Source organism: Pseudomonas kielensis (assembly GCF_014236655.1).
Classification (GTDB): Bacteria; Pseudomonadota; Gammaproteobacteria; order Pseudomonadales; family Pseudomonadaceae; genus Aquipseudomonas; species Aquipseudomonas kielensis.
Genome location: NZ_JACMYG010000025.1, coordinates 44,014 through 62,681, shown reverse-complemented (window position 1 = coordinate 62,681; position 18,668 = coordinate 44,014). Strand labels below are relative to the sequence as shown.

Here is an 18,668-nt window from a genome sequence, read left to right as displayed (position 1 = left end):
TTGACCTTGCCCGATCTCGTCGCAGCGCGAGACGGCGTCAATGGCCGGGCCCCGCCTCAGCGTCTGCTCGACAGTTGTTGCGGGGCCAGGAACGCATCGTGGAAGTAATCCCGGAAGGCCTGCATCGCCGGGGTAAATGCCCGTTCGCGGTGCCAGGCCAGGCCCACACTCATGGGGGTGACCGGGTCGGTGATGGTGAGGGTCTCGATGCGCTTGCCCTCCAGTGACCAGGGGCGGTGCACCAGGTCCGAGAGGATCGCCACGCCGCTGCCATTGGCGACCATGCTGCGAACCGCTTCCACCGAGCTGGTGCGCACCCGTACTTTCGGTTGCTGGTGGGCGTGTTCCCAGTAACGCATTGCGGCCTGTTCGGCCTCGTCGACGGTCAGCAGGATGTAGGGTTCCTGGGCCACATCCGCGAGGCTGACAGCCGAACGCTCGCACAGGGGGTGACGGCTGGGCAGCCACAGGCGGCGTTCGGAGTTGAACAGGATTTCCGAGACGATGTCGGGGTGCGTCAGGTTCGCGGTCAGCACCACCGCCATGTCGAAACGCCCCTCCAGCAAGCCAAGTTCGATGGCCTGGCGTTCCTGTTCGTGGACTTCGATGGCGACATCCGGGTGCCAGTGTTCCAGGCGTTGCAGATGGTGGGGCAGGAAGTAGCCGATGACCGTGTAGCTGGCCGCCAGGCGCAGCCGGCCACTGGCGCGCACATCCGGCAGTGGGCTGTTGAGGGCGTCATCGACGCTGCGCAGAATCACGTAGGCGCGGTTGAGAAAGTGCCGTCCGGCATCGGTCAGGCTCATGCCCTGGGCCGAGCGCTGGAACAGCAGGGTGCCGAGCATGCCCTCCAGTTCCTTGATCGCGGTGGTCACCGCTGACTGGGAGATGTTCAGGTGGATCGCCGCTTGGGAAATCTGCCCGATCTCGGCGGTGGCGACGAAATAGCGGACTTGGCGCAGGGTCAGTGACATTGAGACTCCGGGCGAACAGGTATCTGTTTTTCAGAAGATACCCTATCTGTTAATAGATCTTCCCAAGGGGGTGGCCGGAATTTAACGTGGCCTGCATGAAGTCACAAGCGTCAGGAGCACGTGTCATGCAGGCAGTAGATTTCAATTCGGACATGGGTGAAGGCTTTGGCCCATGGACCATCGGCGACGGCGTCGACACAGAGCTGATGGCCTTCATCAGCTCGGCCAACATCGCTACCGGTTTCCATGCCGGTGACCCCGGCACCATGCGCCGCACCGTCGAACAGGCCAAGCGCCAGGGCGTGGCCATCGGCGCCCACCCGGGGTTCCGCGACCTGGTGGGGTTCGGTCGCCGCCACATCAATGCACCGGCCCAGGAGCTGGTCGACGACATGCTCTATCAACTCGGCGCCCTGCGCGAACTGGCGCGAGTGCAGGGCGTGCCCCTGCAACACATCAAGCCCCATGGCGCGTTGTACATGCACCTGGCGCGGGACGAGGAAGCGGCCCGCTTGCTGGTGGAAAACCTGCAGCGCCTGGAGCCCGGACTGCTGCTGTATTGCATGCCTGGCTCCGTCATCTGGCGGGTCGCGACAGAACTCGGCCAGCCGGTGATTCGCGAGTTCTACGCCGACCGCGAGTACGACCTCAGCGGCTCTATCGTCTTTACCCGCCATGTGCGCGCCCACGATCCGCAGCAGGTCGCCGCACGGGTGTTGCGTGCCTGCCAGGAGGGCGTGGTACGCACGGTCGAGGGCCAGGACCTGGCGATCGAATTCGACTCGATCTGTCTGCACAGCGATACGCCGGGTGCCCTGGCGTTGGTCGAGGCCACACGCAAGGCGCTGGACGCCGCGGGGATCACGGTGCGCGCCCCCCGCTGAACACGGACCCGGCGCACAGACGCCCGGGCCGACCCAACGATGGATTTTTTGCCTGCCTTTCTACAACTATTCCAAAAGGAACAGACATGGCCGAACACACAGTTATCACCCCATTACCAGGGACCTTCTATCGCAAAGCCACGCCGGAGTCGGCGAACTTCGTCGAGGTCGGTGCGCAGGTCAGCGCCGACACAGTGATTGGCCTGATCGAGGTCATGAAGCAGTTTTCCGAACTGACCGCCGGGACGGCCGGTCGCCTGAGTGCATTCCTGGTGGAAGACGGCGATCCGGTGGAACCGGGTCAGGTCGTCGCAACACTCGACGACGAGTGAGGGGCACGATCATGACCCAAGGCATCACTAAACTGCTGGTCGCCAACCGTGGCGAAATCGCCGTGCGGATTATCCGCGCCGCCCAGGAACTGGGCATTCCAACCGTTGCCGCGTGCAGTGAGGCGGACCTCGACTCCCAGGCCGCGCGCATGGCCGACGAAGTGCACCTGCTCGGCCCGGCCCGCGCCGACAAAAGCTACCTGAATGTCGAGGCCCTGCTGGGCGCCTTGAAAGCCACCGGGGCCAACGCAGTGCACCCAGGCTATGGCTTTCTCTCGGAGAACGCAGACTTCGCCGAAGCGGTGCAGGCCGCCGGGGCGATTTTTGTCGGGCCCAGCCCACAGACGATCCGCCGCATGGGCGACAAGGCCGAGGCGCGACGCACCGCACAAGCTGCCGGCGTGCCGGTGGTGCCGGGTTCGCCTGGCGAGCTGTTTGACGTCGAGGCCGCACTCGCGGCAGCCGAGCACGTGGGTTTTCCCCTGCTGATCAAGGCCTCGGCCGGTGGTGGCGGACGGGGTATTCGCCTGGCGGAGAGTCCCGCGCAACTGCGCGAAGAGTTCCCCCGTTCCCAGCGCGAAGCCCAGGCGGCATTTGGCAATGGCGCGGTGTACCTGGAGCGTTTCATCAGCCGTGCCCGGCACATTGAAGTGCAGGTACTGGGCGACGGTAAACACGCGGTTCACCTGTTCGAGCGCGAGTGTTCGCTGCAACGCCGGCGGCAGAAGATCTTTGAGGAAGCGCCGTCGCCGGCCCTCGATCCGCAACAGCGCGAAACCCTCTGCGCCAGCGCCGTACGCTTGACCGAGTCCCTCGGCTATCAGGGTGCCGGGACCCTGGAGTACCTGTATGACGACGCCAGTGGTGAGTTCTTCTTTATCGAGATGAACACGCGGATCCAGGTCGAGCACCCGGTCAGCGAGCTGATCACCGGCATCGACCTGGTTCAGGCGATGTTGCGAATCGCCGGCGGCGAGCCGTTGGGCCTGCGCCAAAGTGATATCCGACTCAATGGCGCGGCCCTGCAAATGCGCCTGAATGCCGAAGACCCGGCCCGGGACTTCTTCCCAAGCCCGGGCCTGGTCGAAGCGTTGTCGTGGCCGCACGGTCCGGGCGTGCGGGTCGACAGCCATCTGTATGAAGGCTATCGGGTGCCGCCGTACTATGATTCGCTGCTGGCCAAGCTGATTGTCCACGGTGGCGACCGCGCCCAAGCGTTGGCCCGGGCGCGGGTTGCCGTGGCCCAGACCCGCTTGAGCGGCATGGCGACGACCCTGGGGTTGCATGCCGAGCTGCTGGAGCAACCTTGGCTGCACGACGCCGACTTCCACACCGGCACCCTGGAAACCTGGCTGGCCGCGCGCCGCAGTGGAGGTGCAGCATGAACAAGCCGATCCGCTACAGTTTTGGCGCCGATGAACACCTGTTCGCCGAAGTCAGTGACAGCATGTCCCTGGAAGCGTTCTTCAAGGGCATGGCCGTGACCCGTGCGGTCGAGCGCCTGGCCCTGGATGGGGTGCTGGACGTGTGCCTGGCCAACGCCTCGTTCCAGATCCGCTTCGATCCGGACCGCATCGCGCCCCATGACCTGCTCGAAGCGGTCAAGGGCGCGGAGGCCGAAGCGGTTGCCGAACGCACCCTGCATACGCGGATCATCGAGATCCCGGTGCTCTACAACGACCCCTGGACCCACGAGACCCTGATGCGTTTTCGTGACCGGCATCAGGACCCCAGTGCCACGGACCTGGAGTACGCGGCGCGGATCAATGGCCTGGCCGACGTCGAGGCGTTCATTGCCGCCCACAGCGGTGCGCCGTGGTTCGTCTCGATGGTCGGTTTTGTCGCCGGCCTGCCGTTCATGTTCCAGATGGTCGAGCGTGAGCGTCAGTTGCAGGTGCCCAAATACCTGCGGCCCCGCACCGACACGCCGAAACTGACCCTGGGCCACGGCGGCTGCTTCGGCTGTATCTACTCGGTGCGCGGCGCCGGTGGTTATCAGATGTTTGGCGTGACGCCAGCACCGATCTACGACCCACAGCAGAACCTGGCGTACCTCAAAGAGCACATGGTGTTTTTCCGTCCCGGCGACATTGTGCAGTTCAAACCCATGGACCGCGCCGCCTACGATCAGGCCGTGGCCGAAGTGGATGCGGGGCGCTTCGACCTGCGGATTCGGCCGGTGGAGTTTTCCCTGGACGCGTTCCTCGCCGACCCCGTCGGCTATCCCAAGTCGTTGCAGGAGGTGCTGGCATGATCAAGGTACTCAAACCCGGTCTGGCCACCTCGGTACAGGACCTGGGCCGCGAAGGTTACTACCACCTGGGGATTCCCCCTTCCGGTGCGCTCGACCAATACGCCCTGAGCGCGGCCAACCAGTTGGTCGGCAACCCGGCCGGGGCGGCGGCGCTGGAGTGCACGCTGCTGGGACCGGAGCTGGAGTTTGCCGATGACGCGCTGGTGGCAGTGTGTGGTGCGCACATGACGCCACGGGTCGATGGCGTGGAAATGCATGCCGACACCGCGTTCACGGTCAAGGCCGGCCAAGTGCTGCGTTTTGATTTCCCCAAGGCCGGCGCCCGCGCATACCTGGCGGTGGCCGGTGGCATTGATGTGCCGCTGGTGCTGGGCAGTCGCTCAACCTATGCGTTGGGGGCGCTGGGCGGGTTCCAGGGGCGCCGGTTGGTGGCCGGTGACGAATTGCCGGTGGGTGTTGCCAGTGGCAAGAGCCGCGCAGGGGCCAGTCTGCCCATGGCGTTGCGGCAGTCGCTGGGCGGCGAGATCAGCCTGCGGGTGGTGCCGGGCTTGTACTACGAACGCCTGACCGAAGCGGCGGCCAGTAGCTTTTTCGCTGAGCCCTGGACGGTCGGCTCGGAGGCGGACCGCATCGGCTATCGCTTCAAGGGTGGCAGCGCCTTGAGTTTCCAACCCCGGGAGCAGCCGTTCGGGGCCGGCTCCGATCCGTCGAACATCGTCGACAGCTGTTACCCGATCGGCTCGATCCAGGTTCCGGCCGGGCTCGAACCGATCGTGCTGCATCGCGATGCAGTGTCCGGTGGTGGCTACGCGATGATCGGTACGGTGATCAGCGCCGACCTCGACCTGATCGGCCAGATGCAGCCTAACCAGAAGGCGCGGTTTGTCGCGGTGACTCTGGAGCAGGCGCTGGAGGCGCGACGTTCCTATAAGAAAAAACTCAGCTGCCTGAGCAAGCTGTTCCCTTCCTGATTCTGCCCGCCGCATCGCGCGGGCCATGCCAAACGGTACGCCAACGCCGCACTTCGGTGCGGTGACGGCTGCCCGCGCTTCAACCTTTGACTGGTTCTGGAGTTCACGCATATGGCTGCTTTATCGCAATCGAGTCAAACCGGGCAGGACCCGGCCAATCACCCGGTCCCTGCTGCAGCACGCATGGGCCGGCTGTCCCTGACCATGGCCTGGTGGGCCGTGTGCAGCGCCATGTTCTATATCGTGGTCGGCGCGTCCCTGGCGTTGTCCTATGGCACCCGCAATGCGCTGATCGGCATGCTCCTGTCGGTGCTCAGCTACGGGCTGATCAACAGCGTGCTCAGTCGTTTTGCGATTCGCAGCGGCCTGTCGGTGGCGCTGTTTTCGCGGTTGTTGTTCGGCAGCACCGGTGCCTGCCTGGCGACGTTGATCTTCTTCTCTACGGCGATCTACTACGCGGTGTTCGAGGGCTCGGTGATCGCGGTGGCGCTCAACCACCTGTACCCGGAGCTGGTCTACCCGCTGGCTGCCTTGCTCGTGGTGCTGTACAGCGTGCCGATGATCCTGGGGAGCGTGCAGCACTGGCTGGACAAGCTCAATGGCGTGTTGCTGCCGATCTATCTGGGCGGTCTGCTGGTGGCGGTGGGGTTGTCGATCAGTCGCTACGGTTACCAGCCGCAGTGGCTGGATTTCGGGCCGGCCAATCCCAGTGCGTTTGGCTGGTGGGATTGCTTCGTCGCGTACATGGGCGTCTGGGTGTTGATGCTGTTCACCTTCGACTATGCCCGTTTCGGCAAGCCCGAGGATCAGACTTACCACGGCCGCTGGAACTTCGGCATGCCGTTCTACGCGGTGACGTTTTTGCTCAATGGCGCGGCGGGGATTTACCTGGTCAGCAGCATTCCCCATGAGGGCGCATTGAACGAAGTCTCGGTGGTGATGGCGATCCTGCAACTGATGGGGTTGTGGGGCCTGTTGTTTGTCTGGGCCACGCAGACCCGGATCAACACCGCCAACTACTACCTGGCGACGCTGAACATGCAGGCGTTTTTCGGTCGGTTCGGTTTGCGCGGCTCGTACCTGGTGTGGGCGCTGGCGGTGGGGGTGATCGTCTACGGCCTGATGCTGGCCGATGTGTTTGCCTACCTGCTGAAGGCGCTGGCTTATCAAGGGATCTTTGTGGTGGCCTGGGTGGGTGTGGCGCTGGCGCAGATCCTCTATGGCCGCAGTGATGTGACGGCGCTTGCGCGGGTGTCGGCCTATAACCCGGCAGGTTTGGTGGCCTGGTTTGGCGGCACGGCGCTGGGGCTGATGCTGATGTTTGCCGGCCCGGGGCTGAGCAGTTTCTCCGCACCGTTGACCGGAGTGCTGGCGTTCGGGCTGCAGTTCGCACTTTCGCGCCGGCAGGCGGCAAGCGTGGTGAGCCCAACCCGGTAGCCGCTGCTGGGTGTTCAGAACGCTGGGGGTGAGCCGCCCATAGGGGCGGCTCGATCAGGGCAGGCGTCAGGTGGCTCAGTAATCTGCGCGCTTGCGAAACGCCCAGCGTCCGGCAATCAGCGTGAAGGTGGCGACCAGTGCCACCAGCACCCAGAACCCGTGGGGGTCACCGGACAGCGGTACGCCGCCGACATTCATGCCGAAGAAGCCGGCAATGATGTTGATCGGCAGGGCCAGTACGGTGACCACGGTCAGGGTGAACAGGGTGCGGTTGCTCTGTTCGTTGAGGTTGGCGGCGATTTCTTCCTGCAGCAGTTTGATCCGCTCACCCAGGGCCGTGAGGTCGTTGATGATCAGCGCAAATTCTTCGGTGGATTTGCGCAGCTCCTTGACGTCTTCCTTCTGCAACCACTGCGGCGGGCGGTTGAGCAGGCGCAGCAGGGAGCCGGGTTCCAGGGCCAGCAGGCGTTGCAGGCGCACCAGCACCCGGCGGTTGGCGCCCAGTTCGGCGCGGTTGGTCGACAGCCGCGAGGACAGCAACTGGTCCTCGACCTGGTCCACGCTGAGGCTGGTCTTGCGCACGATCTGGGTCAGTACTTCCCCTTGGTCGCGGAGCAGATGCACCAGCAACTCCAGGGGCGAGCGGAAACACTCGCCGGCCTTGACCGAGGAGCGCAGTTTGTCCACCGAGTGCAACGGTTGCAGGCGTGCGCTGATGATCAGTCGACTGCGGACGCAGACCCACAGGGTCGAGACATCCGAGGACACCAGGTTGCTGAGGTTGAACACCACATCGTTGACCACTGCCAGCAGGGCCGAGTCGACGTGCTCGATGCGGGTCGAACGCGAGCCCTCGTGCAGGGCTTCGAAGAATTCTTCGGGTAAGGCCAGGTGCGTTTTCATCCAGCGTTCGCAGGCCGCGTGGGCCAGGTTCAGGTGCAGCCAGAGAAACTCATCGGCGCTGTCGGGCCGGTGCAGGCGCTGCAGGGCCTGGGCTGAGGTGATTTCCCGACCGGGTTCGCCGGGGCGGAAGCTGAACCCGTAGAGCAGGCCAAAAAGATCGGCGTCGCGGTGGCGTTGGTCGATGCTGTGGTTCATGGCGTCTCGCTGGCGGGAGCGCCCGCCATGCAATTCACAGCGGCGCTTGAGCGGCATCATGGCAAGCCAATCTGACCGTTTTGTGACACCTTTTCGAGCGACAGCGAGGCCTCTAAACCGCTGGTCAGCGCGACTCAAGAAATTCTTGTCAGGGCCGATGACGGCTAGGCTGGTCTGCGCACTTCGGTGTCCGCCTTATTCCTGTCATGAGATATCACTCGATGTTTTTGCAAAAATCCCTGAGAGCCAAACTCCTCGCGTTGCTGAGCGGTAGCCTGTTGGCCATGTTGTTGATCGCACTGGCCAGCTTTCACTTCCTCTCGGCCGGGGTGCAGAGTTACCGCAACCTGATTGAAGGGCCTTTGCATACTTCCCAGTTGATTGACGAGGCCAACCTGCAATTCAAGGTGCAGGTCCAGGAATGGAAAAACGTGTTGTTGCGCGGCAAGCAGCCGGCGGAAGGGGACAAGTACTGGGCGCAGTTCCAGGCGCGCCAGGGCGAGGTGCAGAACATCCTGGGCGAACTGGTGCGCCAGCCTGGCATCGAGCCTGCGCTGAAGGCGCGCATCGACAGCCTGCGCGAAGCCCATCGAGTCCTGGGCAGCGCCTACCAGCAAGGTCGCGCGGCCTATCTGGCGGCCGGTGCCGATCCGGCCGCCGGCGACGCGGCGGTCAAGGGGGTGGACCGTGCCACCAGCGAGCAGATGAGCGAGTTGGTCAGCGAGTTGCGCAAGCGCGGCAACGCGCAATCGCTGCAGATCAGTGCCAGCGCCGATCGCACCGTGCTGCTGGGGATGGTGGTGATGTTGGTGTCGGCGCTGCTGATCGGGCTGTTGAGCCTGTGGCTGGTCAACCGTCATTTGGTGGAGCCGATCCGTCAGTTGATCGACTACGTCGCCCAGTTGAGCATGGGCCGTTTCAGCGCCCGGGTCGCCAATGACCGTCAGGATGAGTTGGGGCGTCTGGCGGTTGCCGCCAACACCTTGCGCGATTTCCTCGCCGAAACCTTTGCCGGCCTGCAGCGCAGTGCCACGGACCTGGACAGCGCCAGCGGCGAACTCAATTCCATTGCTGGGCTGATGTCCCAGGGCACCAACGAGCAGTTCAGCCGCACCGATCAGGTGGCGACCGCGATGAACGAAATGTCCGCCACCGCCCAGGAAGTCGCGCGCCATGCAGCCGCTGCCGCGCGGGCGGCCGATGATGCGGACCAGTCGGCCCAGCAGGGGGAACTGGTGATGCAGAGCACCATCGATTCGATTACCCAGATGCGCGGGGAAATTGCCAACACTGCCACCGTGATCCGCCGCCTGGAAACCGACAGCGGGCGCATCGGCAAGGTCCTGGAAGTGATCCGCGGCATTGCTGAGCAGACCAATCTGCTGGCGCTCAACGCGGCCATCGAAGCGGCGCGTGCCGGTGAAGCCGGGCGCGGTTTTGCCGTGGTCGCCGATGAGGTACGCAGCCTGGCCCAACGCACGGCGGCTTCGATCATCGAGATCAACCAGATCATCCAGAGCGTGCAGACCGGTGCCGTGGACGCGGCGCTGGCGATTGAAAGCGGTCAGTCGCGCAGCAACGAGAGCGTCGAGCAGGTGACTCAGGCCGGGCTGATGCTGGAACGCATCACCGAGTCGGTGGAGGCGATTCGCGACATGAACCGCCAGATCGCCACCGCCGCCGAAGAGCAAACCTCGGTGGCCGAGGATATTTCACGCAACCTGACTGAAATCACCAGTATTGCCAGCACCAACCTGGACAACGTGCAGCGCACGGAAGCGGCAAGCAGTAACCTGCACGGCCTGTCCGGCCAACTCAATGCCGTGACGGCGCGCTTGAGTGCCTGAGGCGCTGGCCGCTCAGTGTTGGGCGGCGAGCGGCAGGCTGAAGGTGAACAGGGTGCCGTCCTGTCTGGAGGACGTCACCACCAGGTTGCCGGCATGGGCGCGGGCGATCTGGCTGGCAATGTACAAGCCCAGGCCGAGGCCGGCTTGCGGCGTACCGCTGGCCGGCCTTGAGTAGGGCTGGAACAACTGCGGCAGGACTGATTCGGCAATCTCGCCCTGGTTTTTTACCCGAAGCACAAAACACCCCTGTTCGACCTGGGCGCTGACTTCGACGGTGCCATCGGCGGCGCCATGGACGACCGCGTTGGCCACTAGGTTGGAGAGCAGTTGCGCGACTCTTTCGCGGTCGCAGTGAATGGCCGTCAGTTCGCCAAAACGGGCGATGATCTGGCGCTCCGGGTGCACGCTGCGCACTTCGCTGATCACCTGCTGCAGGGTTTGCTCGAGGTCCGGGCAGGCGGCGATCACCACCGGGATCCCACCCCCCAGGCGCCCACGGGCGAAGTCGAGGATGTCTTCGACCAGTTGCGAGGCCCGGCGTCCGCTGTTGAGTATGTGCTGGAGCAAGGTGTCCGTGGTCGGGTTGGGGTGTTTGAGCAACACGCGTTCGGCAGCCATGGTGATGGCAAACAGCGGGTTGCGCAGGTCATGGCCGAGCACGGCGATGAACTGTTCACGCAACTCGGCCAAGTGGCGTTCCTCGCGCAGTTGGGCCTCGGTGTGCTGCAGGTTCTCTTCGGCCTCGATCTGCAACGACAGCAGGCGGGCGAAAGATTCCACGGTGTTCTGGAGGGTGCTGGACCTGAGCTCGGCGGGATTGGGGTCGAGTGCGCAAATGGTGCCGAAGAAACGTCCGTCGGTGCGGAACACCGGCACCGAGATGTAGCTTTCAAAGTGGTAGAGCCTGGGGGTGTGGTGCTGGCAATACAGGGGATCGTCACTGGCCTTGTCGATCACCACTGGCTCGTGGCTGGCGCGAACTTCGTGGCACAGGGTGGTGGCGATCTCCAGTTCGCCCCCCACCTGCAGGCCGAAATCCAGCTCGTCGAGCACCGCACAGGCGGTCCAGGAGGTACCGGTGACCCGCGCCACGGCGGCGAAACGCAGGCCGGTCATGTCCCGAATGACCTGGAGCATGGCGGGCACTGCACTGATGCGGCCGATGGTCGCGATGTCGGCTGCCACTGTTGGACTCATGGGCCAAGGGTCTCTGCAATAAAGGGGCTGGACGAAGTCTAGCCAACCAGCGTACGCCTTGTGCGGTTTTGCGGTGTGGCTATTTCGTCCACGTAAAAAAGCCGCACATCCCCAAGGTTGTGCGGCTTTTTTACAGCGTGTTTTTACTTGTCTTGCACGTTGCTCAGGACTGCGCCGGTCTTGGCGTCGAGCTTGACGTCCCACTGGACATTCTTGGCATCACGGATTTCCACTTCGTAGACATAGACGCCGGTGGTGGCGTTCTGGTCCAGCTCGGTGTCGGTGATGTTGGCCGCCGTGGTGCCTGGGTGCTGGGCCAGGGCGGCCTGGTTGAGTTTTTCAAAGTCCATGATGGTGCCGGCCTTGAGCAGCCCCGGGATCTGGTCCGGGCGCACGTCAGCCATGGCAAAACCGGCGGTCAGGGTCAGAGCAGCAGCGGTGAACAGGGTGGTCAACTTCTTCATGGGGTCATTCCTTGGTTGAGCTGTTTAAGTGGGATCAGGTTAACCGGCGCAACTTAATTGATCCTTAATCCACACCGGCCGCGCTTTGCGCCATTTGTTCAATCCTCGCACATCAAAGCGTTTCATGCTGGGCCCAAGTCAAGGGAGGCTCATATGAAACGCTGGTTAACAACGCTGTATGCCCCGCTATTCCTGGGCGGATTCCTCGCGCTGGGTATCGCTGTGGTCGGTGTGGCAGGCCGTTCGCCCGGGTGGCTTGCGGTGATTTTTCTCTGCGCCCTGCTGGTGTCGTTCGTGGCCGAACGGGCGCTGCCGTATGAACCGCAGTGGAACCACAATCAGGGGGATGGCTGGCGCGATGTGGCCCATGCCCTGGTCAATGAAGCCTGCAATGGGCTGGCGTTGCTGATCCTGCCGGGGCTGGTGGCGCTGCTGTCGTTCGAGGGCCTGTGGCCCGGCAGTTGGCCGTTGTGGGGGCAGGTGCTGCTAGCGATCGGGATTGCCGATGCGGGCATCAGCCTGACCCATTACGTCAGTCACCACGTGCCCTGGATGTGGCGGTTGCATGCGGTGCATCACAGTGTCCAGCGGCTATATGGCTTCAACGGTTTGATGAAACACCCACTGCACCAGATGCTCGAGGCGGCGGTGGGGTTCCTGCCCTTGATCGTGCTCGGTGTTCCGCTGGACGTGGCATTGCTGCTGGCGTTCGCCATCAGCCTGCAGTTGCTGTTGCAACACTCCAACGTCGACATGACCCCGGGGGTGTTGTCCCATGTATTCGCCTGGGCGCCGGTCCACCGCTTGCACCATATGAAGTACGGTGCCGCGGGCAACGTGAACTTCGGCCTGTTTTTCAATCTGTGGGACCGTTTGCTGGGCACTGCCTTGCACGCCGGCGCCTATTCGATCAGGCAGGGTGAATTGGGGATTGGCAATCGCGCGGATTTCCCCCAGGGGTATGTCGAGCAACTGCTGGAGCCGTTCCGGCCCGAGCAATTCACTGACGAGCCGCAGGTGCCGGAGGCGTTGCGCCGCTAAGGGCTCAGTCGAGCAGGCGGATGTGCATGCCGTTCAGGCCGTGGCTGGCGGTCACCCCGAAGATTTTCTTCAGGCTGCGCGACAGGTGCGCGGCATCGGCGAACCCGGCAGCGTGGGCGGCCTCCGTGAGATTGCTGCCAGACAGCATCAGTGCCATGGCCAGGCGCAGACGGCGCCAGAGCACCAGGCGCCGAACGGGCAGGCCGACCTGGCGGGTGAACAGCCGTTCCAGTTGGCTCAGGGATACATGGGCCTGCGCGGCCAGGGACGCCGCCGAGACCTTGCCGGCCAGCAAGCTGTCCAGGGCCTGCAGGGCGCGGCCGATACGTGGGTCGGTGAGGGGGCGCCGTGGACACTGCAGCAAGGCCTGGGCAATGGCCGGCAAGGACGGCTCGACGTCGGCCAGACAGTCCTGCAGGGCCTGGGCCTCGAACATCAAGGGCTCGGCGTAGATACACAGGACGTTGTCCGAGCCTTGCATGATGGCGTGGTTGCGCAGCGATTCGATAAACAGCCGGTCGGTGACCTGCGGGGTACCTTCCAGGCTGACCTGCAGCGGTTGACCGCCAGCGATCATTACCTGATGGGCGTAATGTGCATGAGGCGCGGTGCGCCCCAGTTTGCCGTGGACCAGGCCATAGTCGCGGCCCAGCCACAGTTGGCCCTTCCACTCGTGCTCGTTGCTCACTCAGTAGCCGTTGCGTTCAAGCAACTGGGCCACACTGCCGGTTGTCGGGCGCTGGTAGTACTTGAGCAGTTCGCTGGCGCGGTTGGTGAAGATGCCGTCGACGCCAGCGTCCATGACCTTCTTGAAGTCGACGTTTTCGTCGATGGTGTAGGCATGCACCAGCAGGCCCTGGTCGTGGGTGTACTGGTTCATCCAGGGCTGTACCAGGTTGGCGTAACTCTGGTCGCCGAGGTGGGTCAGGGTCGCGGAGGGGCCCGTGCCGATCGCACCCAGGGCCTTGGCGTCGTTGACCCATTGCTCGAAGGCGGCGTTGTCCTTGGGTTGTTGCCGGGCATAGAAGGTGGCCTTGTCCTTGTCTCCGGACTCGGCGAACTTGACCTTGGACTTGGGCTCAATGCTGCCCTCGGCGATCCACAGCAGCAGGATCTTGGGCACCTGGGGCATTTCCTTGTGCAGCATCTGCAGGCTGTTCTTGTCGAAGGTCTGCAGCACCACCTTGCCTTTGCCCTGGCCCACGCTCAGTTCGCTCTTGGCCAGCTTGGAGCCGGCGGGACTCAGCCAGCCGCGGTCTTGCAGCTTGTCCTTGAGGTCACGCTCGATCCCCGGGAATTGCTGGGGCTCCTTGGTCTCGATGTACAGGCCGGGCTTGTGCAGTGGGTTGCCCTGGGCGATGTCGATGACTTCGTCCAGCGTGAGGATTTTCAGGCCTGCGTACGCAGGGCGGGCGCGATCCGGGTAGGCGCTGTTGAACCAGCTGCCGGCATCGAGGGTTTTCAGCTCGGCGAGGGTGAAGGCGTTGGCCGGGCTGTCCTTGCGTTCAGGGAATTTGCTGGCGACGTCGGTGGTGCGTTGCAGGTTGTCGTCGTGCAGGGCGAACAGCACGCCGTCCTTGCTGCGTTGCAGGTCCAGCTCCAGGTAGTCGGCCCCCAGGTCGCGTGCCAGTTTATAGGCGGCGGCGGTGGATTCCGGGGCATCGAAGGAGGCGCCGCGGTGGGCGATCACGGCCGGGTGCGGGATGCCGTTGGCGGTGGCCAGCGCGTTCGGGCCGGGCTGGCTGAGAGCCTGTGCCTGGCCGACGCTGAGCATCAGGCTCAGCAGCAGGGCGCTGTGGGTGAAGTTGACAGGCATGGTCGAAGTCCTTTCGTCAGTCGTTTTGCAAAGGACTACCTTTTAACAACTGAGCGACAGTTGTGCTATCGCAGGACCGACATAAACCCCGCCGCAGACGGTTTTTTCCGCGCTTTTGTGCGCGACTTTGCAGTACTCTTGGCCCCGGCAGTTTCCCCGGCAGAGGGAAACCCGGAGGCTTGCCCTGCGTGTAAACCATTGATCAGCGGTCCATTGGGACCTTTCGTGAGGTTTATCATGCGCATCACTTCGCAACTCATCTGCCAGGCTGCCGACCAACTCCACGGCTTTGTTGGCCTCAACCGCAAGACCGGCCAGTACATCGTGCGTTTCAGCGAAGACTCGTTCGGCATGGATGTCGCCGACGACGGCATCATTCCCACCAGCGAGTTCGTCTGGGCCCCTGGTCCTGCGCAGGCCATGACCCTCAAGCGTCAACTGATCCAACTGTTGCTGGATCAGAACATCGACGAGCGAATCAATATCAGCGAACCTTTGCGGGTGTATATGCGCCGCGCCGATATGCCGGAGATTTCGGCGCTGCGCGAGCGGGTGCCGGGTTAGGTTGCGAAGGCATACGAGCGCTCGACCCTGCACACTCGCGTGTGAAACCCCTGGTACCAGATCGCGCGACCTTGCTCGCGGATGGCGCTGTGTTCGGCGTGGCGCTTCCACGCGAGGATCGCCGCTTCGTCGCGCCAGTAGGAAACCGTGATGCCCAGGCCATCTTCACCGCGCGCCGATTCCACGCCGAGAAACCCCGGTTGCTCGCGGGCCAGTTCGACCATGCGCTGTGCCGCCTGGTCGTAGCCGTGATCGCCCGCCGTGCGCAGCGAGGTAAAGATCACCGCGTAGTAGGGGGCCGTTGGGGTGCTGGCGATCATCGCGGGTTCCTCGCGCAGGCCTCGACAAAGGCGTTGACCAAGGGCGGCAGCCGGCCCTCGAGCGCTGCCCGTTCGGGTTGAAACAGGCTGGCGACGAAGAACGGATGGCCCTGTAATTCGATGGCCCGCGGATCACCGTCAGCATCGTGGCCTGTGGTACGCAGGCCATGGGTCTGCAGGGCGTCGGCGAACTCGGGGTTGATCCCGTAGCGGCAGCGGTAGCCTTCGCGGATGTGCTGGCAGGCGTAGGCAGCGGCAATCCGTGAGCCGTCGCGCAACTCGATAGTGTCGACGGCTTCGACCAAGGCGCAGCTCAGGGGCGTGATCACGGCGCGCGTGGCCTCAGGCGAGGTTTCGCCATGCTCGGCGTCGGTCCAGCCCAGGACATGCCGCGCGAACTCCAGCACCGCGTGTTGAAACCCACCGCAGGTACCGAGGAACGGCCGCAGCTGTTGCCGGGCAAACTGAATCGCCCGTAACGCACCGTCGGTGTTGCGGTAAGGGCTGGCGGGCACGCACCAGAAGCCGTCGAAGTCGGTGAATCGGGTCTGGGCGTCGATCCGCTCGGTGGCCAGCCACTGCGACTGCACGTCCCGCCCCGTGTGCTGGGCGGCCAGGTTCAGGGCCAGGGGAATGGCCTGGTGGGCGAGGACCTGGGGGGCGTAGTCGCCGATCAGGGCTATGCGCAGTGGGGCTGGATTGGACATGGCGTCTCCAAGACTTGTCGGTTGTTGGAGGGCACTATAGATTGGCGTTCACGCAATCAATATTGGCGTTTACCCAAGTGTTCAATGCAGCGACGCACTATCAACTGGACTACCCCGACCTGGTGCTGATCCTGGCGTTGGTCCGCGGCGGTTCTCTGGCCCGGGCCGCAGCGTTGCTCAAGGTTGATGTCTCGACGGTGTTTCGTGCGGTCCGGCGCCTGGAAGCCGGTTTGGGCCAGGCGCTGTTCGAGAAAAGCCGCGCCGGCTACTTGCCCACCAGCCTGGCGCACACCCTGGCCGAACAGGCCGAACGTGCCGAACAGGCACTGGATGCTGCGCGGGTCGGGGTGGAGCAGGGCGGTGAAGTCATCAGCGGCACGGTGCGCCTGACCTGTACGGACTCGGTCCTGCATGCCTTGTTGCTGCCGGCCCTGGCGCAGTTCATGCCGGGCTATCCGGCGTTGACCCTGGAGCTGAGCACCTCCAACGATTTTGCCAACCTCAGCCGCCGCGATGCCGACATAGCCCTGCGCCTGACCCAGGCGCCACCGGAGCATCTGGTGGGCCGTCGCCTGGCGACTGTGTCCTACCGGGTGTGCGCCAGCGTGAATTACCTGCAGTCGGTCGATCCGGGCGAGCTCGCGCGCCAGAGTTGGATCGCGCCGGATGACTTCCTGCCGGACCATCCCACCGTCACCTGGCGACGCCAGCAACTGCCGGGCGTACAGCCGAGCTACCGCTGCAACAGCATGCTCGCGGTGACTGAGTTGGTGCGTGCCGGGCTTGGGGTGGCGGCCTTGCCGGACTTTCTGATCGACCCTGGCCAGGGGCTGCGCCCGTTGAGCGAACCCTTGTTGGGTTACGACACCAGCCTGTGGTTGCTGACCCGCCCGGACTGCCGCGCGCTGCGCTCGGTAGTGACCCTGTTTGATGAGTTGGCGCGAGCCATTCGTTTGCCCGCCTAGGACGCGTCAGGCCTGTGGGGGTGGGGTGCCCAGGACGTGCTGATGCACCTGTGAGGTGAGGTTTTCGATGCGCTCGGTCAGAGTCTTGGTCATTTCCGTGAGTCGGGTGTTCTGCTCCAGCAGTTGCAGCAGTTGGGCGGCATTCTGCGCCGCTTGCGCCTGGCGTTCGGCATTGGCCACGGCCAGGGCCTCACGGTGTTGCGCGTCGGCATCGGACTGGGCCTTGTCGCGCGCGGCCTGACGGGTTTGCGCGAGCAGGATCAACGGAGCGGCGTAGGCTGCCTGGAGGCTGAATGCCAGGTTGAGCAGGATGAACGGGTAGACATCGAAGGAGGTCACGCCGGTGGTGTTGAGGGCGATCCAGATGGCGACGATCAGGGTTTGAGCACCGAGAAAGGTCGGCGTGCCGAAAAAACGCGCAAAGGCCTCGGCTTTCAGGGCGAAGGTGTCGTTGCCGAAGGTCGCGGCCAGATGCGCGTGGGGACGGTGAAAGCGCAGGTGGTCGACCGGGGCTGCGGGAGGTGTGGGCGTTTTGGTTGGGTTCATGAGGGTCTCTGCAGGGCCGGGGGACTGAGGCTCACTATACTCCCCACGGCACTGCACTCATGCCGGATCTGGTGTGCTGACCCGTGCGCTGCTGATTCTGTTGCGGCCATTGCTCTTGGCACTGTACAGCGCCTTGTCGGCAGCTTCGAGCCACTGCCCGGCATCGCTGAAATGCGCTTGATAGGTGGCCAGGCCAATGCTCAGGCTGACCTTCAATTGCGCGATGGCAGGGTGGCGATAATCGGCGAAGACCAGGCGTAGACGCTCCATCACCTCGGTGGCCTGGTCCAGTGACAGGTTCGGCAGGATCACACAGAACTCATCACCGCCGTAGCGTCCCGCCAGGTCGTTTTGCCGCAGGTTGCGCTTGAGTTCGGTGCTGAGCTGGCGCAACACGCTGTCGCCAACGATGTGTCCGTAGGTGTCATTGATGGCCTTGAAGTGATCGATGTCGATCAGGCCAATGGTGGCCTGGACCTGCTGCTGTTGGCACTCGCGGAAGCTGACGTGCAGCAGGTCTTTCCAGGCGCCATGATTGAGCAGGCCGGTCAGGCTGTCGGTGCGGCTCAAGGCACTCAGTGCGCGTTTGTGCTCGGACAGCTTGATCGCCAGTCGATAGCAGACCATGCCCACCGCGAGTGGGTAGAGCGTCAGCATTGGTAGGCAGGCATACACCTGGAGCTGGCTGACCTGCGGTGAGAAACCGGCCCCCAGCAGCGCCCATGAAATGCCGATGCCCAGCAGTTGGGCGAGGATGCCCTGGACCAATAGGCGCAACCCGCCGGCGGCCACGTTGTTCATGGCCATCATCGAGAGGATGGTCACGGTGGCCAGGGGATTGAAATGCATGGTCGCGGCCCAGAAACCGCCCAGCAACGAGTCGATCAGCAGGTTGCGGCGTTCCGCCTGGTAGGGGGACGCCGAGCGGGTCGCCAGTTGATAGGCCAGGTGCGCCCAGCACACGGCATTGAAGCCCAGCAGGGCCCAGACCCAGGTCGGCACCCCCAGGGGATACAGCGCCGCAGCGACACTGATGCAGCCAATGCCCAGGCCAATGATCCGCGGCTTATAGATACGCTTGGCAAACGACAGGCCTTTACCGGGGTGATTTTGCATAGCTCACTGCGCTCATATCGCCCTGAAACACTTTGTTGTGTTTTATCCAGGGCTGCGATCCATCGAACAAACAGGTCAATAGTGTCATTTATTGCAGGCTTGAACATCAGGTAGATGATAGCCCGGTACAGGCTC

20 protein-coding genes and 1 pseudogene are annotated in these 18,668 nt (G+C 63.8%); 11 read left to right on the top strand and 10 right to left on the bottom strand.

Annotation, left to right across the window (positions count from 1 at the left end):
• Positions 1-56 precede the first annotated feature (56 nt).
• Complete coding sequence (locus H7995_RS20815; RefSeq protein ID WP_166591062.1) at positions 57-974, bottom strand: LysR family transcriptional regulator; 918 nt, start codon at positions 972-974, stop codon at positions 57-59.
• A 125-nt stretch (positions 975-1,099) separates the two neighbouring features.
• Here H7995_RS20815 and H7995_RS20810 point away from each other — a divergent pair, with 125 nt between their 5' ends.
• The 6 genes from H7995_RS20810 (at position 1,100) to H7995_RS20785 (ending at position 6,852) form a co-directional block, all read left to right on the top strand.
• Complete coding sequence (locus tag H7995_RS20810) at positions 1,100-1,858, top strand: 5-oxoprolinase subunit PxpA (RefSeq protein ID WP_185818795.1); 759 nt, start codon at positions 1,100-1,102, stop codon at positions 1,856-1,858.
• Positions 1,859-1,944: 86 nt separating this feature from the next.
• Positions 1,945-2,190 carry an acetyl-CoA carboxylase gene (locus H7995_RS20805; RefSeq protein ID WP_095079351.1) on the top strand — a complete coding sequence of 82 codons (246 nt, stop codon included), beginning with the start codon at positions 1,945-1,947 and terminating at the stop codon, positions 2,188-2,190.
• Positions 2,191-2,201: 11 nt separating this feature from the next.
• Complete coding sequence (locus H7995_RS20800; protein ID WP_185818794.1) at positions 2,202-3,575, top strand: acetyl-CoA carboxylase biotin carboxylase subunit; 1,374 nt, start codon at positions 2,202-2,204, stop codon at positions 3,573-3,575.
• Entirely contained in the window at positions 3,572-4,444 is an 873-nt protein-coding gene (locus tag H7995_RS20795) for a 5-oxoprolinase subunit B family protein (RefSeq protein WP_166591065.1), read from the top strand. The genes H7995_RS20800 and H7995_RS20795 overlap by 4 nt, the downstream gene beginning before the upstream one ends.
• Positions 4,441-5,415: a 5-oxoprolinase subunit C family protein gene (locus H7995_RS20790; RefSeq protein WP_182341924.1), complete on the top strand. Its 975-nt coding sequence runs from the start codon at positions 4,441-4,443 to the stop codon at positions 5,413-5,415. The genes H7995_RS20795 and H7995_RS20790 overlap by 4 nt, the downstream gene beginning before the upstream one ends.
• Before the next feature lie 111 nt (positions 5,416-5,526).
• Positions 5,527-6,852, top strand: a complete 1,326-nt coding sequence (locus H7995_RS20785; protein ID WP_185818793.1) for a purine-cytosine permease family protein — start codon at positions 5,527-5,529, stop codon at positions 6,850-6,852.
• 75 nt (positions 6,853-6,927) lie between these two features.
• Here H7995_RS20785 and H7995_RS20780 read toward each other — a convergent pair whose 3' ends face one another.
• Positions 6,928-7,950, bottom strand: coding sequence for a transporter (locus H7995_RS20780; protein ID WP_166589162.1), 1,023 nt, complete (start codon positions 7,948-7,950; stop codon positions 6,928-6,930).
• Between the two features lie 206 nt (positions 7,951-8,156).
• Between H7995_RS20780 and H7995_RS28890 the strand changes: the two are divergent.
• Together H7995_RS28890 and H7995_RS28885 are read left to right on the top strand one after the other, a co-directional pair.
• Positions 8,157-8,864 (top strand): annotated as a pseudogene (locus tag H7995_RS28890) (methyl-accepting chemotaxis protein); the annotation flags it as partial.
• Positions 8,859-9,797 carry a methyl-accepting chemotaxis protein gene (locus H7995_RS28885; RefSeq protein ID WP_371927808.1) on the top strand — a complete coding sequence of 313 codons (939 nt, stop codon included), beginning with the start codon at positions 8,859-8,861 and terminating at the stop codon, positions 9,795-9,797. The pseudogene H7995_RS28890 and the gene H7995_RS28885, both read left to right, overlap by 6 nt.
• 12 nt (positions 9,798-9,809) lie before the next feature.
• Here H7995_RS28885 and H7995_RS20770 read toward each other — a convergent pair whose 3' ends face one another.
• The gene (locus H7995_RS20770) at positions 9,810-10,994 is read right to left on the bottom strand and encodes a GAF domain-containing sensor histidine kinase (protein ID WP_166589160.1); all 1,185 of its coding nucleotides are present in this window, start codon (positions 10,992-10,994) and stop codon (positions 9,810-9,812) included.
• A gap of 143 nt (positions 10,995-11,137) precedes the next feature.
• A complete protein-coding gene (locus H7995_RS20765) occupies positions 11,138-11,458 on the bottom strand; it encodes a PepSY domain-containing protein (protein ID WP_166589159.1) in 321 nt (106 codons plus the stop codon).
• 153 nt (positions 11,459-11,611) lie between these two features.
• On the opposite strand from H7995_RS20765, the gene H7995_RS20760 reads away from it, so the two are divergent.
• A complete protein-coding gene (locus H7995_RS20760; RefSeq protein WP_166589158.1) occupies positions 11,612-12,499 on the top strand; it encodes a sterol desaturase family protein in 888 nt (295 codons plus the stop codon).
• Between the two features lie 4 nt (positions 12,500-12,503).
• Here H7995_RS20760 and H7995_RS20755 read toward each other — a convergent pair whose 3' ends face one another.
• Both H7995_RS20755 and H7995_RS20750 read right to left on the bottom strand, forming a co-directional pair.
• The gene (locus H7995_RS20755) at positions 12,504-13,187 is read right to left on the bottom strand and encodes a helix-turn-helix domain-containing protein (protein ID WP_185818792.1); all 684 of its coding nucleotides are present in this window, start codon (positions 13,185-13,187) and stop codon (positions 12,504-12,506) included.
• The gene (locus H7995_RS20750; protein ID WP_166589156.1) at positions 13,188-14,315 is read right to left on the bottom strand and encodes a glycerophosphodiester phosphodiesterase; all 1,128 of its coding nucleotides are present in this window, start codon (positions 14,313-14,315) and stop codon (positions 13,188-13,190) included.
• A 237-nt stretch (positions 14,316-14,552) separates the two neighbouring features.
• On the opposite strand from H7995_RS20750, the gene H7995_RS20745 reads away from it, so the two are divergent.
• Positions 14,553-14,879 (top strand): DUF2025 family protein, encoded by a 327-nt coding sequence (locus H7995_RS20745; protein ID WP_166589155.1) that lies wholly within the window; start codon positions 14,553-14,555, stop codon positions 14,877-14,879.
• Here the strand turns inward: H7995_RS20745 and H7995_RS20740 are convergent.
• A complete protein-coding gene (locus H7995_RS20740; protein ID WP_185818791.1) occupies positions 14,876-15,199 on the bottom strand; it encodes an antibiotic biosynthesis monooxygenase family protein in 324 nt (107 codons plus the stop codon). The two genes, H7995_RS20745 and H7995_RS20740, sit on opposite strands and share 4 nt — an antisense overlap.
• The gene (locus tag H7995_RS20735; RefSeq protein WP_185818790.1) at positions 15,196-15,906 is read right to left on the bottom strand and encodes a CTP synthase C-terminal region-related (seleno)protein; all 711 of its coding nucleotides are present in this window, start codon (positions 15,904-15,906) and stop codon (positions 15,196-15,198) included. Before H7995_RS20735 ends, H7995_RS20740 begins: the two co-directional genes overlap by 4 nt.
• 14 nt (positions 15,907-15,920) lie before the next feature.
• Here H7995_RS20735 and H7995_RS20730 point away from each other — a divergent pair, with 14 nt between their 5' ends.
• A complete protein-coding gene (locus H7995_RS20730; protein ID WP_182341905.1) occupies positions 15,921-16,871 on the top strand; it encodes a LysR family transcriptional regulator in 951 nt (316 codons plus the stop codon).
• A 6-nt stretch (positions 16,872-16,877) separates the two neighbouring features.
• On the opposite strand, the gene H7995_RS20725 is transcribed toward H7995_RS20730, so the two are convergent.
• A complete protein-coding gene (locus H7995_RS20725; RefSeq protein ID WP_166589151.1) occupies positions 16,878-17,417 on the bottom strand; it encodes a DUF1003 domain-containing protein in 540 nt (179 codons plus the stop codon).
• A gap of 57 nt (positions 17,418-17,474) precedes the next feature.
• Complete coding sequence (locus tag H7995_RS20720; protein WP_185818789.1) at positions 17,475-18,533, bottom strand: diguanylate cyclase; 1,059 nt, start codon at positions 18,531-18,533, stop codon at positions 17,475-17,477.
• Between the last annotated feature and the right edge of the window lie 135 nt (positions 18,534-18,668).

Excerpts from the sequence above, each read along its gene's own strand:
- H7995_RS20800 (WP_185818794.1), top strand. The coding sequence starts at position 2,202 with ATGACCCAAGGCATCACTAAACTGCTGGTCGCCAACCGTGGCGAAATC.
- H7995_RS20810 (WP_185818795.1), top strand. The coding sequence starts at position 1,100 with ATGCAGGCAGTAGATTTCAATTCGGACATGGGTGAAGGCTTTGGCCCA.
- H7995_RS20790 (WP_182341924.1), top strand. The coding sequence starts at position 4,441 with ATGATCAAGGTACTCAAACCCGGTCTGGCCACCTCGGTACAGGACCTG.
- H7995_RS20805 (WP_095079351.1), top strand. The coding sequence starts at position 1,945 with ATGGCCGAACACACAGTTATCACCCCATTACCAGGGACCTTCTATCGC.
- H7995_RS20780 (WP_166589162.1), bottom strand. The coding sequence starts at position 7,950 with ATGAACCACAGCATCGACCAACGCCACCGCGACGCCGATCTTTTTGGC.
- H7995_RS20725 (WP_166589151.1), bottom strand. The coding sequence starts at position 17,417 with ATGAACCCAACCAAAACGCCCACACCTCCCGCAGCCCCGGTCGACCAC.
- H7995_RS28885 (WP_371927808.1), top strand. The coding sequence starts at position 8,859 with ATGGGCCGTTTCAGCGCCCGGGTCGCCAATGACCGTCAGGATGAGTTG.
- H7995_RS20795 (WP_166591065.1), top strand. The coding sequence starts at position 3,572 with ATGAACAAGCCGATCCGCTACAGTTTTGGCGCCGATGAACACCTGTTC.
- H7995_RS20785 (WP_185818793.1), top strand. The coding sequence starts at position 5,527 with ATGGCTGCTTTATCGCAATCGAGTCAAACCGGGCAGGACCCGGCCAAT.
- H7995_RS20740 (WP_185818791.1), bottom strand. The coding sequence starts at position 15,199 with ATGATCGCCAGCACCCCAACGGCCCCCTACTACGCGGTGATCTTTACC.
- H7995_RS20720 (WP_185818789.1), bottom strand. The coding sequence starts at position 18,533 with ATGCAAAATCACCCCGGTAAAGGCCTGTCGTTTGCCAAGCGTATCTAT.
- H7995_RS20815 (WP_166591062.1), bottom strand. The coding sequence starts at position 974 with ATGTCACTGACCCTGCGCCAAGTCCGCTATTTCGTCGCCACCGCCGAG.
- H7995_RS20760 (WP_166589158.1), top strand. The coding sequence starts at position 11,612 with ATGAAACGCTGGTTAACAACGCTGTATGCCCCGCTATTCCTGGGCGGA.
- H7995_RS20745 (WP_166589155.1), top strand. The coding sequence starts at position 14,553 with ATGCGCATCACTTCGCAACTCATCTGCCAGGCTGCCGACCAACTCCAC.
- H7995_RS20750 (WP_166589156.1), bottom strand. The coding sequence starts at position 14,315 with ATGCCTGTCAACTTCACCCACAGCGCCCTGCTGCTGAGCCTGATGCTC.
- H7995_RS20765 (WP_166589159.1), bottom strand. The coding sequence starts at position 11,458 with ATGAAGAAGTTGACCACCCTGTTCACCGCTGCTGCTCTGACCCTGACC.
- H7995_RS20735 (WP_185818790.1), bottom strand. The coding sequence starts at position 15,906 with ATGTCCAATCCAGCCCCACTGCGCATAGCCCTGATCGGCGACTACGCC.
- H7995_RS20770 (WP_166589160.1), bottom strand. The coding sequence starts at position 10,994 with ATGAGTCCAACAGTGGCAGCCGACATCGCGACCATCGGCCGCATCAGT.